Annotated in this window: 10 protein-coding genes; all 10 read right to left on the bottom strand. The window is 45.2% G+C overall.

Annotation, left to right across the window (positions count from 1 at the left end; all coding sequences use genetic code 11):
• Positions 1-186: 186 nt before the first annotated feature.
• The 10 genes from gyrA to PAHA3_RS13055 all read right to left on the bottom strand — a co-directional run bounded on the left by gyrA (position 187) and on the right by PAHA3_RS13055 (position 12927).
• On the bottom strand, positions 187-2649 hold the full coding sequence (gene gyrA / locus PAHA3_RS13010; protein ID WP_062835120.1) for a DNA gyrase subunit A: 2463 nt from the start codon (positions 2647-2649) through the stop codon (positions 187-189).
• 12 nt (positions 2650-2661) lie between these two features.
• Positions 2662-4641, bottom strand: coding sequence for a DNA topoisomerase IV subunit B (parE, locus tag PAHA3_RS13015; RefSeq protein ID WP_062835121.1), 1980 nt, complete (start codon positions 4639-4641; stop codon positions 2662-2664).
• Positions 4642-4717: 76 nt separating this feature from the next.
• Entirely contained in the window at positions 4718-5707 is a 990-nt protein-coding gene (locus PAHA3_RS13020; protein ID WP_062835122.1) for an ABC transporter permease, read from the bottom strand.
• Positions 5700-6665 carry an ABC transporter ATP-binding protein gene (locus PAHA3_RS13025; protein WP_062835123.1) on the bottom strand — a complete coding sequence of 322 codons (966 nt, stop codon included), beginning with the start codon at positions 6663-6665 and terminating at the stop codon, positions 5700-5702. Before PAHA3_RS13025 ends, PAHA3_RS13020 begins: the two co-directional genes overlap by 8 nt.
• Positions 6666-7535: a GDSL-type esterase/lipase family protein gene (locus PAHA3_RS13030; protein ID WP_062835124.1), complete on the bottom strand. Its 870-nt coding sequence runs from the start codon at positions 7533-7535 to the stop codon at positions 6666-6668.
• 299 nt (positions 7536-7834) lie between these two features.
• Positions 7835-8653, bottom strand: coding sequence for a CAP domain-containing protein (locus PAHA3_RS13035; RefSeq protein ID WP_062835125.1), 819 nt, complete (start codon positions 8651-8653; stop codon positions 7835-7837).
• A 312-nt stretch (positions 8654-8965) separates the two neighbouring features.
• A complete protein-coding gene (locus tag PAHA3_RS13040; protein ID WP_062835126.1) occupies positions 8966-9424 on the bottom strand; it encodes a GNAT family N-acetyltransferase in 459 nt (152 codons plus the stop codon).
• On the bottom strand, positions 9414-10601 hold the full coding sequence (gene purT, locus PAHA3_RS13045) for a formate-dependent phosphoribosylglycinamide formyltransferase (protein WP_062835127.1): 1188 nt from the start codon (positions 10599-10601) through the stop codon (positions 9414-9416). Before purT ends, PAHA3_RS13040 begins: the two co-directional genes overlap by 11 nt.
• Positions 10602-10853: 252 nt before the next feature.
• Positions 10854-11876, bottom strand: a complete 1023-nt coding sequence (locus PAHA3_RS13050; RefSeq protein WP_062835128.1) for an NAD(P)/FAD-dependent oxidoreductase — start codon at positions 11874-11876, stop codon at positions 10854-10856.
• A 61-nt stretch (positions 11877-11937) separates the two neighbouring features.
• Positions 11938-12927 (bottom strand): ABC transporter substrate-binding protein, encoded by a 990-nt coding sequence (locus tag PAHA3_RS13055; protein ID WP_062835129.1) that lies wholly within the window; start codon positions 12925-12927, stop codon positions 11938-11940.
• Positions 12928-12977 lie beyond the last annotated feature (50 nt).

Here is a 12977-nt window from a genome sequence, read left to right on the forward strand (position 1 = left end):
TTAAGTTTTCGCGCTCCAAAGCCGCATTCCTGCTGCCTTTTTTCAATTTCCTAGCGATCGACCGTAATCGACGAAGGTTGTTAAACTTCGCATGAATGCCCTCTTCTAATCCGCCTTTGAACAACAAAAAAAGACTCTTCGCATGACAGGATTAGCTGCTCTGCGAAAAGTCTCGTTTTTTTGTTTTTATGAAGATGATGCTGGTTGATTCTCATTAAAGTCCCTTAGAAGTTCAATGATTTCGTCCTGTTTGTCCACATGAACGAGTAGCTTGCCAATATGTTTGCGCTCGGTGATCGGAACACCTTCCGATGATATCGGAGCCACTTGGCCTTCCTTGGTCATGACGGTAATATTACGTTGCTCTTTACAATAAAACGCGCCAACAATGCGGCTACCATTCGGTTTCACGCGTTTGCCTTCCTTGAACTCGAATGTAGCAAGCCCTTTGCCTCCACGGCTCTGTATAGCGTAATCCAGAAGTAATGATCGTTTACCATATCCCAGATCGGATAACACGGCAACTTCACCTTCATCTCCATCTACCCATAGAGCCGATACAACTTCATCTGTATCTCTTAACTGAATACCACGAACACCACCTGATACACGTCCCATTGGATTGACTTCATCCTCTCGGAAACGAATTGCCATGGCTTCTTTCGTGATCAGCATAATATCTTGACCACCTGTACTTAGATGTACAGATAACACCTCATCGTCCTTGCCCACTTTACAAGCCGCAACTGCACCGGAACGCTTGGTCACGTAATCCTTCAGTTCCGTTCGTTTCACCTGTCCTCTTCGCGTGACGAAGACCAGACTGTGATTCGGCTCTTCAAAGGATTTCACAGCAAGAACACTTGCAATACGGTCATCTTTCGCAAGTGGAATCACGTTCACAATTGCTGTGCCCGGGTCTTTCCACTTGAATTCAGGTACCTGGTGAACAGGTAACAGGAAATACTGACCTTTCCTCGTAAAGACAAGCAAGTTCTCAAGCGTATTAACTTCGAGAACCTGAGCGATATAATCGCCGTCCTTCACACCACTTCCGCTCCGTTCACCACCAGAACGTGTAAAGGACTGCATGCCTGTACGTTTCACGTATCCCTCTTTGGATAACGTAACAAATACATCTTCCGCATTCACAAGTACTTCGAGATTAACCTTGAGTTCTTCTACTTCACCCTGAATCGCAGAACGACGGTCTATACCATATTTCTCACGAATCTCCATCAATTCTTTGCGGATGACTCCGATGAGCTTGCGGTCACTATCTAGAATGGAACGTAATTGCGCAATCTTTTTCATCAGTTCACCGAGTTCCTTCTCCAGAGAATTAATCTCCAGATTCGTCAAACGGTACAATTGCAAAGTAAGGATGGAATCCGCTTGGCGTTCCGTGAATCCAAACATCCACATCAGGTTGTTTTGAGCATCCTGACGGTTCTTCGACGCTTTGATCGCTGCAATGACCTCGTCGAGGATGTTAAGAGCCTTTACCAAGCCCTCTAACACATGTGCACGGTCTTCCGCTTTCTCCAGCTCAAACCGGGTACGGAATGTTACAACTTCCCGCTGATGGGCAATGTAAGCCTCCAGGATTGATTTCAATCCCAATTGCTGAGGTGCTTTATTCACAATCGCAACCATATTGAAGTTATAAGTGACCTGCAGGTCCGTTTTCTTCAGCAAATAAGCCAAAATACCTTGTGCGTCCGCTTCTTTTTTCAGCTCAACCACAATTCGCAGACCTTCACGTCCACTCTCATCACGCACTTCGGCAATACCTTCAACCTTCTTCTCAAGTCGAATGTTTTCCATCGCTGTAACCAGACGGGATTTCACGACCTGATAAGGGATCTCGGTAATGACGATTTGCTGTTTGCCACCGCGCATGTTTTCAATCTCGGTTTTGGAACGGATATAGATCCGTCCTTTACCTGTGCGATAAGCATCCAGAATACCGTCGCCGCCCATAATCAATCCGCCTGTAGGAAAGTCAGGACCCTTCATGAACATCATGATCTCGTCCAGCTCAATGGACGGTTTCTCCATCACAGCGATGGAAGCATCAATGACTTCACGCAAATTGTGCGTAGGAATCTCCGTTGCAAATCCCGAGGAAATTCCGCTGACGCCATTCACCAGCAAGTTCGGATAACGGGATGGCAATACAACCGGTTCTTTGGCCGTATTATCAAAATTATCCTTAAACAGAACGGTCCGTTTCTCGATATCGCGAAGCATCTCCATCGCGATGGGCGACAAACGGGCCTCCGTATACCGCATCGCCGCTGCCGGGTCATCATCCTGTGATCCCCAGTTACCATGACCGTCCACGAGCATATGGCCCATTTTCCATGGCTGTGCCATCCGCACCATACCCTCATAGATTGAGGAGTCACCATGAGGATGATAATTACCCATTACGTCCCCAACGGTTTTGGCAGACTTGCGGTAAGTCTTGTCAGGCGTATTACCTGAATCGTACATAGCGTACAGAATACGCCGTTGTACAGGCTTCAACCCATCCCGTACGTCGGGAATGGCTCGATCCTGAATAATATATTTGGAGTAGCGACCGAAACGGTCCCCTACGACCTCTTCGAGAAAGGCCGGCATAAATTGTTCTGATGGACTCATTCCAAGCACCTTCTATTCTTCGTACTCTGTAAAGTCGACGTTCTCTACAATCCAGCGTTTACGCGGATCAACCTTATCACCCATGAGCGTAGATACACGACGTTCTGCTTTGGCTGCATCAACAATCTGTACCTTCAGCATTGCACGAGTTTCCGGATTCATCGTTGTCTCCCATAGTTGATCCGGATTCATCTCACCAAGCCCTTTATAACGTTGAAGCTCAACATTATTACCGAATTCCTTCATATAATTCGCCAGTTCTTCATCCGTCCATGCATATCGAACGCTCGCAAGCTTACCAGACTTACGAGTAAGTTTGTACAGTGGCGGCTGAGCGATATATACTTTGCCTGCATCAATTAATGGCTTCATATAACGATAAAAGAAGGTTAACAACAGCACCTGAATATGCGCACCGTCCGTATCAGCATCGGTCATAATGATAATTTTGGAATAATTGCTGTCTTCAACTGCAAATTCGGTTCCAATGCCCGCCCCGATCGCCGCTGTAATCGCACGGTATTCTTCATTTTTGAGAATATCGGCCAGCTTTGATTTTTCCGGATTGAGCGGTTTTCCCTTGAGGGGCAAAATAGCCTGAATCTTCGAGTCGCGTCCCTGTTTGGCAGAACCTCCTGCGGAATCACCTTCGACAATAAATAACTCATTTCGGGTAAAATCCTTCGATTGCGCCGGTGTCAGCTTGCCGTTCAAGTTGGAACTTTCGCTGCGTTTTTTGCCTGTACGCATATCATCACGTGCTTTGCGGGCTGCTTCTCTGGCTCTCGACGCTTGAACCGCTTTACGAATTAACGTCTGCGCTACCTGCGGGTTTTCTTCCAGGAACCTTTGAATATTCTCAGACACGACCGAATCCACTGCACTTCGAGCGGAAGCGCTACCGAGCTGATCCTTCGTCTGACCTACGAACTCAACCTCAGACATTTTGACACTGATGACGGCCATCATACCTTCACGCAAATCATTGCCTTCGAGGTTTTTATCTTTTTCCTTGATCATGCTGGTACGCCGCGCGTAGTCATTCATTACACGGGTATACGCAGCCCTGAATCCGGTCTCATGAGTACCGCCACCCCGAGTAGGGATCGAGTTCACGAACGAAGCCAGCGTTTCGGTATAGCCTGCGTTATACTGGATCGCTACTTCGACTTCGATGTCATCCTTCTCCGCATAGAAGTGAATGACGTCATGCAGTACGTCTTTATTTTCGTTAAGAAAAGCAACAAACTGGCTTGCTCCGCCTTCATACATGTATTCATCCTGATTGCCCGAACGTTCGTCCTTGAGCACAATTCTCAGACCCGAATTCAGAAAAGCAATCTCCTGAAGACGTTCTGCCAGTGTATCATAATTGAACTGAATGCCGTTCTGGAACACCCGAATATCCGGTTTGAATGTAACTTTAGTACCTGTCCGATTGGTATTGCCCAACACTTCGAGACCGGATACCGGTTCTCCGACATGTTCAATCCCTTTTTTGTCCTGCCAATACTCGAATCGCTGACGATGAATCTTGCCATCACGGAAAATCTCGACTTCAAGCCATTCGGACAATGCGTTTGTAACTGACGCACCTACACCGTGCAAACCGCCGGATTTTTTGTATCCTGATCCACCGAACTTTCCGCCTGCGTGCAAAATCGTAAACACGACCTGGGGAGTAGGAATCCCTGTTTTATGTATACCTGTCGGAATTCCCCTTCCGTTATCCTGAACCGTAATAGAACCGTCCTTATGCAGCGTGATATCGATTTTGGAGCAGAATTTGGCGAGATGTTCGTCGACAGCGTTGTCCACTATTTCCCATACCAAATGATGTAGACCTGAAGTGCTGGTGCTGCCGATGTACATCCCCGGCCGTTTCCGTACCGCTACCAACCCTTCAAGTACTTGAATGTCGTCCGCGTCGTAGCCTGAAGACCCCTGTCCTCCGCCTGTCGAACCTGCCGACATATCGATTTGCTCGACCATTCATGCTCCCCCTTCTTAACTTGCAACTAAAAAAATGCCTAAAATGCAAACAGATGTTTTCTTATCCTTGTCCATTTTAATTCAAGATATCCCGTTTCGTAAAGACAAGGAATGACACAATGAGTGAAGCAACGCCCCAAACACTAAGCACAATAAGGGAAAAACCTAAATTCATCCCCTCGATTGGCGGTAATCCACCAGACAAATAATTAGGAAGTTCAAGGTTAACCATGAACAGATACTTTGCTGTCTGCCAGGATGCAGCCATGCTGGTCAAGATTGTTCCTGCAATCAGAGCGGCCATCATGATAACGATACTTGCAGCAGTACTGCGCACAAGCACAGAGACCATAAATGCAAGCATAGCCACAATTACACTCACAAACCAGATCAGTCCTGCCTGCATAAGCATATACAACCACTGGTCTACAGCATGCACTGCCGACATATCGACATCAGTTCCCACAACCTTGAATCCTGTGAAGATTGGCATGTTGAAGCCTTTGTAGCCAAAGACCGCACCCGATATGACATAACATATAATGTAGGCTGATACCACTATGATGGAAACAAACATAATCAGCGTAATTAATTTGCTCAGAAGCACTTTCCAGCGTCTAACCGGACGCGTTAAAAGCATTTTAATCGTACCTGTCGTACGTTCACCTGAAACAAGATCCGAAGCAATAGCCATGATTAACAGTGGAATAAACAATCCAACTGCATTGTTCATGAACTCCCGCGTAAAGGTAACACCACCCGGCTCTTTGGGATTGATGTCATTTTCGAGATAGTATTGCATCTGTTGGATATACACTGTTCTATATTTCTTATATTCTTCAGGTACCCGATCGCTTCCGAGCGAGTTTTGGTTGTCAGTGATGGCCTGTTGCAGTTCAAGCCGCCAATCGCCGCCAAACTTATCCCGATTATTCTCCGCAGATTTCATCTGGGCATACGTAAACATCGGTACGAGGATCGCAAGTACAATAAATATAATATAAAGCCGTTTTTTCTTCACCATCTTAATCGTTTCATTGCGAATCAGCGGCATGATATTATTCAATGGATTCACCTTCTGTCATTTTTAAGAATAGTTGTTCGAGCGTAGGCTGAATCCGCTGTACCCCTTCAACCTGTACACCAGCTTGAACCATCTGTTGCACCATATCAGGAATTCGATCTTCATGCATCTCGGCAACCGCAGCGTTGGGACCAAGGCCCGCAACAATGGTATCATCCATCACATCCGCTGGTCGACCTACTAGAGCAATTCCTGCATCCTGCAACATCTTTTTGCCTTGGTCCAGTGGTGAAACGTGCCAGATAGCCAGCTTGGAATGATCTTCAATCAGCTCGCTAACTCCTCCAACGGCAAGCACACGTCCAGCACTGATAATGGCTACTCTGTCACAGAGAAGCTGAATCTCACTTAACAGGTGACTGCTGACAAATACAGCCATACCTTCACTGGCAAGTTGCTTAATAAAGACACGAAGTTCCTTAATGCCTTTTGGATCAAGGCCATTCGTCGGTTCATCCAGAATGAGCAGACGCGGACGCCCAAGCAAAGCTTGCGCAATACCGAGCCGTTGACGCATACCTAGTGAGTATGTTCTGACTTTATCATGAATGCGCTGATCCAATCGAACAATATCCACGACTTCCTGAATCCGCTCGTTGTCCACACCTGGTTGCATGCGTGCAAAATGCTCCAAGTTCTCCCACCCGGTCAGATATGTATATACCTCGGGATTCTCAACAATGGAGCCTACATACTTCAAAGCACGTTCAGGGTCCCGATTTACATCATAACCACAGACTTTAATTTTACCTTCTGTCGGTTTGATCAGATCGACCAGCATCCGTATCGTCGTTGTTTTCCCAGCACCGTTGGGTCCAAGAAATCCGAAGATTTCACCAGGTTTTACGTCAAATGTAACGTCCTTAATAATCCACTTGCGTCCGATCCGCTTTTTCAGATTCTGTACCGATAGGACGGAATCATACTGCTGCTCTGCCATTTAATTTCCGCTCCCTTCTGCCGGTGTATCCGCCTGAAATTCCTGTGCAATCCGAACTGCAATTTGCTCATAACCTTGTCCGTTGGGATGGAAATGATCTGAAGAGAGGTACTCCCCCAGATGATTTTCAAATAAATCGAATGTAGGGACCAGTGTCATCTTGTCCTCATTGTTCAAAATAGCAAGCGCAGCATCGTTCCATGCAGCAACAACGGCATTACCCGGTTTCTCCAGTTCCTTCACATCACCAAACGGATTGTACAACCCTATGTACGCAATCTGTGCATCAGGATTGATTTCTTTTACTTTCTTCAATATCTCTTGAAGGCGTTTCGACGTTTCCGGCAAAGCCGCTGCCAATTGCTCTGCTGTTGGCGGATCTTCCCCCTGTAGAACTTGTCCTCCTTGGAACAGATCATTCGCGCCGATCGAGAGTAAAATAAAATTGGATTGCTGTAGTACGTAACGCACACCTTGCTCATCCAGTTTTGTCAATAAAGCGTCTGTTCTCAAACCATTAACACCCAGATTATTAAGAACCTGAACGTCATATCCTTTATCCTTGAGCAGATTCCCTGCACGTCTCACGAAGCCAAGTCCTTCATCATCCCCTGTACCTCTTGCAAGGGAATCGCCGATGACAGCCATCCGAATCTTGCCATCTTCCACGACAGCGGTCTGCCCCTCGTTATTCTTAGGTGGTGCAGTTGTCTCCTGACCTGTAGTTAACGCAGAATCTCCCTCGGGAAAAATGACGTCTTTTATGGCGTATCCAAATCCAAATAACAACAACAAGGTTGCCAAGATGGATACTGTACTGACAGTTCTCCAGATCCATGGTGCTGAATCAAGGCTTTTTTTCTTTTTCATCATCACATCTCCGCTCATGTACACCAGTCCGGGTGCTTTATAATTTATAATGACTATGACTTTACATTAAGGCGTGTCTGAAAATCCGCTTCCTTCGGAGTTTTCAGACACGCCTTAATGAGGCTATTCCTAAATAACATAAATGTTCTGTCGTTAATTTGCAAATTTTGGCGCCACATTCGCAAAATTCATTTTGTATATGTCATTTTACGGAAAAAAGGTTATGCCACACACAGATTTCAACTGTGTTGGCATAACCTTTTGCAAAACAAATCTACATTTATTTCATTATAAAGTGCTTATTTACCGATAAACTCTTGAGCCCAGTATCCATTGAAGTAACCTACACCGATATGCGTAAAGTTTTTGCTCAGAATATTGGCACGGTGGCCTTCACTATTCATCCAGGCTGTAACAACTTCCTGCGGTGTTTTTTGTCCTTTGGCAATGTTCTCACCTGCATAGCTGTAAGTTACTCCGAATTGTTTCATCATATCAAACGGAGAACCATATGTTGGTGACTGGTGATCAAAATAGTTATTGTTGCTCATATCTTTTACTTTGGCTACAGCTACTTTGTCCAGAAGGGCATCCGAAGACAAGGCGCTCAGACCTGCTTTGGCACGCTCAGCGTTCACAAGCTTTACAACTTGAGTTGCGAAGTCAGATTGTGTGCTTTCGCTACCGCTATTACTTGTATTGTTACCTGTGTTCGAAGGATCTTTAGCCGGTGTAGTTGCTGGTTTTTCTTCTTGAGTTGGTTGTGCTGGTTTAGTCGGTTGTTCAGGCTTAGTTGTTGGCTCAGCAGGTTTTGTTGTTGGCTGAGATGGTTTCGTTGTCGGTTGAGTTGGTTTTGTTGTCGGCTCAGCGGGTTTAGTAGTTTGATCAGGCTGCGTAGCAGGCTTTTCTACAATTTGCCCGTCGGATACGGTGTATCCATTTTGTTTGAGCCATTTCTCAATATAAGCTTTCAAGCTGTCTGTACTTGTAATTTTGTACGTTGTGATAGTCTTATATGTTGAATCTGCAGCAGACGCGGAAGCAGGAAGCATAACCCCTACGGCCAGTACGGCTGTCAGACTACTCGTTACGACAGTTTTCATCCATTTCTTTTTCAAATTCATTCATCTCCTTAAGATTAGTTATTACAACTTTGTAATTAATACTCTAGCAGTATATCAATTCAACAGGAGGTTGTGAACCCGTAAAATATGGAAAAGTAACTTTTTTGTCATTTTTAAAGTGTTTCAAACACGCCCTGATGGCTTATTCTGCATGAATCTATCTGCCTATAAAAGCATAAAAAAAAGACATTCAGACTAAAATTGCTAGTCGAATGCCACTTCACCATCTATTTATCATTCACGACACCAGAAGGTGCAGATCAGGATATAATGAGAATTTTCATGCTATAAAAAAACCTTTATATACTATAGAAGAACTTTACTGAACCGATAGCCTCTCTTCTGAAAACCAATGTGCTCATAAAAAGAGTACGTTGTTGAAGTCACTTCACGGTTTGCACCCGTGACAAACAGTTGTTTACCACCTTGCTGTCTGCCCCAATCTTCAGCACGAGCCATCAGACGACGGCCAATTCCACCACCACGATGTTCCTGACCTACGATTAGAGAAGTAATTTGTGCGGCAGGTTCTGGATAGGCATGATTTTGCACACATTGCAAGCCAATCACACCAATAATTTGTTCATCCACTTCGGCAACAAGCATGCACGCATTTGGATTGGTTTCCAAACATTCAATGCGTTCTTTCATGACATTGGCTGTTGTCGGATAGCTGACCTCTCGCATCAATCCCGTTACCGCTTCAGCATCTCGCAGTTCACACTCTCGGATCATCAGTACAGGGGCCTCAACATTATTGGACATGATTTACCTCCACTTTCAGCATATTAGCGGCTTGCACCGCCGTTTTACGAGCTTCTTCCACATCTTGGCCAGCACTTAGGGCTACAGCCATTCGGCGTCCTACTTTGGTCTCAGGTTTGCCAAATACACGAATCTGAGTACGAGGAAGAGCCAGTGCTTCTTCAATCCCGCCTACAGTAAAGTCAGATGTTTCATCATTAGCCTTCAGCGTTGCTGAAGCTCCCGGTGTCAACAGATGTACACCTGTGACCGGAAAACCAAGAATTGCACGTACATGCAGCGCAAACTCGGAACTGTCTTGCGTCACCATTGTAACCATGCCTGTGTCATGCGGACGAGGAGATACCTCGCTAAACACAACACCATCCGGAGTCAGGAATAATTCCACTCCAAACAGTCCATAACCGCCAAGTTCATCCGTAACGGATTTGGCAATATGACAAGCCTGCTCCCATTGTTCAGGAGTCATTGCATGAGGTTGCCAGGATTCGACATAATCCCCATCCTTCTGAATATGGCCAATCGGAGGACAGAATACGGTGCCTGATACAGACCTAACGGTAAGTAATGTAATCTCACTGTCAAATTGCACAAAGCTCTCCACGATAACACGAACGGATTTGCCACGAGCCCCCGAAAGAGCAATGTTCCAGCAATCCTCCACGTCGCCCGGTGTTCGGCATACACTCTGCCCTTTGCCGGAAGAACTCATCAATGGTTTAATGACACAAGGTGTGCCAAGCTCACGTACGGCTTCCTGAAGTTGTTCCAGGTTGTCCGCAAAAAGGTAGTCAGCTGTCGGAAGTTTCAATTGTTCGGCTGCAAGGCGACGGATGCCTTCGCGATCCATCGTTAAACGTGCAGCTCGAGCAGTAGGCACTACACAAAATCCCTCTTCCTCAAGCTCCAGTAAAGCTTCTGTTGCAATAGCTTCAATCTCAGGTACGATGTAATGAGGTTTTTCTTTACGGATCAATTGTTTCAAAGCTTCAGCATCCAGCATGTCGATGCAGTAAGACCGGTGCGCGACCTGCATCGCAGGTGCGTTCTCATAACGATCAACAGCGATCGTCTCTACTCCCAGTCGTTGGGCCTCAATAACGACCTCTTTTCCCAATTCTCCACTGCCTAGTAGCAGCATTTTTTTGGCTTGAGCCGTAAAAGGAGCACCCCACATGTTCTTTCCAATCCTCCCAAAGAGAAATCTTCTATATCTGTCTCTCTATTTTCGGGGTTTTGGTTAAAGATTGCAAGAGTGCTCCCTATTTTTCTTGTGAATTTTACAAGATTTTTTGTGTTTTTTCGATCAAATTTTACAATTACCGCTCACAGATTCGATACTCCTTCCATTCCTCCCAAAATTAAGGAAATGTTAAAAGAGCAAACTTTAATACGCAAGCGAATCGAAATACGCAAACAAATCCCAAGTTTAAAGACTTGGGATTTGTCGATTTTTTTCTCTGAAGATTTCATTATGGGAAGAAACATAAGCCATCTTGGGTGCGTCTGGCGTCATATATTGTTTGGCACTATTGACTGCCACGATCGCATCATTGAAGGCTCCTGCAATGAGTCTAACTTTGCTCTCGTGGGTCGCACAGTCCCCTGCTGCAAAAACACCCGGAAGACTCGTCTGTGCATGGTGGCTCATTAGAACCATTCCATCGTTCATTTCTAAACCACAACTGGCAAGATCACTTAGATTGCTTTTATATCCGTGATTAATGACGACTTCATCCACTTGCAACACTACATTGTCCTGACTTTCCATATGCGTAATCACAACCTGCTGGATTCGCTTACCATGATTATGAAGCTGCGTGATGCTATATGGTGTTCTCACATCTGTTATGTTGTTCATCTCACTGACATTCCGTTCCATTGCACGAAACTCATTATTCCGGTGGATTACGACTACACTGCGAGCAAGTTGAGCAAGTTCAATGGCCCAGTCTACAGCACTGTTGCCTCCACCCGAAATGAGTACACGCTTCCCAGCGAAATGTTCTGGATTTTGCACGGTGTAATGAAGATTCTCTTGCTCATGTTCAATCGGCTCCTGAAGCTCCAGCTTCTGAATCTCTGCGATACCACGGCCTACCGCGACAATGATCGTACGTGTATAATGTATCTCGCCTCCAGCGGTGTACATACTCCATATTCCGTTATCCAATCGAGTGAACCTTTCCACCTTGCAATTCAATACGACCGTTGGATTAAACGTATTCGCTTGCTGAACAAGCCATTCGATCAACTTCGAACATTTCATAGGCGGCAGGCCACCTACATCCCAAATTGTTTTTTCCGAATAGGTATGTAGAAAACCACCAAGTCGGTCTTTACCATCAATGATTTTGACTTTCATATCACGCATCCCTGCATAAAAAGCTGCATACATGCCGGCAGGGCCGCCTCCAATGATGGTTACATCATAGATATCTTCTTCATTCATTGTAAACACCCCCTGTTAATTGAGTTATGAATAAGAGATTCATCTAACAGATGCAGATGCTTTATTTGTTTTTTTCTTCAAAAGCACTCACAATATCGTCAATGACATATTCGTCGGCAAGCGGAGACATTCCCAGATTGAACCATTCTTTACCACCCACCATGTAAACATGGTCCTGTTTAACAGCTTTCAGATTTTTCCATAACGATGTCGATAACATATCTTCAAATTTCTTTTTAATTTCCGGATTGGTCTCATCATCCAACTGAACAATCAGATGATCTGCATCGTATTCAGGCAGTACTTCCAAGGATACGGACATGGCAGTTTGATCTTTCGGGAAATTAGGAAGTGGCTTCATTCCCAATCGTTTGTGGACAAAGTTTCCTCGGTCGAGATTCTCCCCATGAAGTACGATTTCTTTTTCCATCACTCTAATGTAGAGAACCGTCTCCTCACCAATCAGATTGTGCAATTTGTCAGCAGCTATCTTCTCCTTTGCTACCAAATCCTGAATTACCTTTTCTGCCTGTTCTTCTTTGTCCAAAATTTTGGCCATATCCCGCAGTTCATCGCGCCAATCATCACGCTGTGGCAAAAGTACGGTAGGTGCAATCAAAGTAAGTTGATCATAGTCCTTTTTAGACCACCAGTCAGGAGCGATAATTAAATCCGGCTCTGCCTCCATCAGGGCTTCAAAGTTAGGCGTTCTTCCTATTCCCATTTTCATCGTGATTGCAAATGGCTCTTGCAAGTAAGAAGGAAAATCCTCATGGTAGTTCTGTACGGCAATGGGTACGATGCCAAGTGAATATAAAAACTCTGGATATACAACGGACAAACCAACTATTTTTTGTGGATTGGCCGGAATTTCAACTTCTCCCATTTCCGTGTTCACTTTCTTCACCTGACTTGCTTCTGTTGTTGAAGCATTGGCGGTACCCGCTTCTTGTCCCTCGCCCGGGGATGCTTCTTTGCCTGCTGCCCCACAAGCAGCAATAACGAGCATCAACATCATTGTGCATATTACGGTTAACCATCTGAATCTCATTCTGTATGTACCCCCTATAGGTCATTAATATATGACAATGTCTAATCAAT

Source organism: Paenibacillus amylolyticus (genome assembly GCF_001570725.1).
GTDB lineage: Bacteria > Bacillota > Bacilli > Paenibacillales > Paenibacillaceae > Paenibacillus > Paenibacillus amylolyticus_A.

Coding starts and splice junctions, on each gene's coding strand:
- purT (WP_062835127.1), bottom strand. CDS start 10,601: ATGTGGGGTGCTCCTTTTACGGCTCAAGCCAAAAAAATGCTGCTACTA.
- PAHA3_RS13025 (WP_062835123.1), bottom strand. CDS start 6,665: ATGGCAGAGCAGCAGTATGATTCCGTCCTATCGGTACAGAATCTGAAA.
- parE (WP_062835121.1), bottom strand. CDS start 4,641: ATGGTCGAGCAAATCGATATGTCGGCAGGTTCGACAGGCGGAGGACAG.
- PAHA3_RS13040 (WP_062835126.1), bottom strand. CDS start 9,424: ATGTCCAATAATGTTGAGGCCCCTGTACTGATGATCCGAGAGTGTGAA.
- PAHA3_RS13030 (WP_062835124.1), bottom strand. CDS start 7,535: ATGAAAAAGAAAAAAAGCCTTGATTCAGCACCATGGATCTGGAGAACT.
- PAHA3_RS13055 (WP_062835129.1), bottom strand. CDS start 12,927: ATGAGATTCAGATGGTTAACCGTAATATGCACAATGATGTTGATGCTC.
- gyrA (WP_062835120.1), bottom strand. CDS start 2,649: ATGAGTCCATCAGAACAATTTATGCCGGCCTTTCTCGAAGAGGTCGTA.
- PAHA3_RS13050 (WP_062835128.1), bottom strand. CDS start 11,876: ATGAATGAAGAAGATATCTATGATGTAACCATCATTGGAGGCGGCCCT.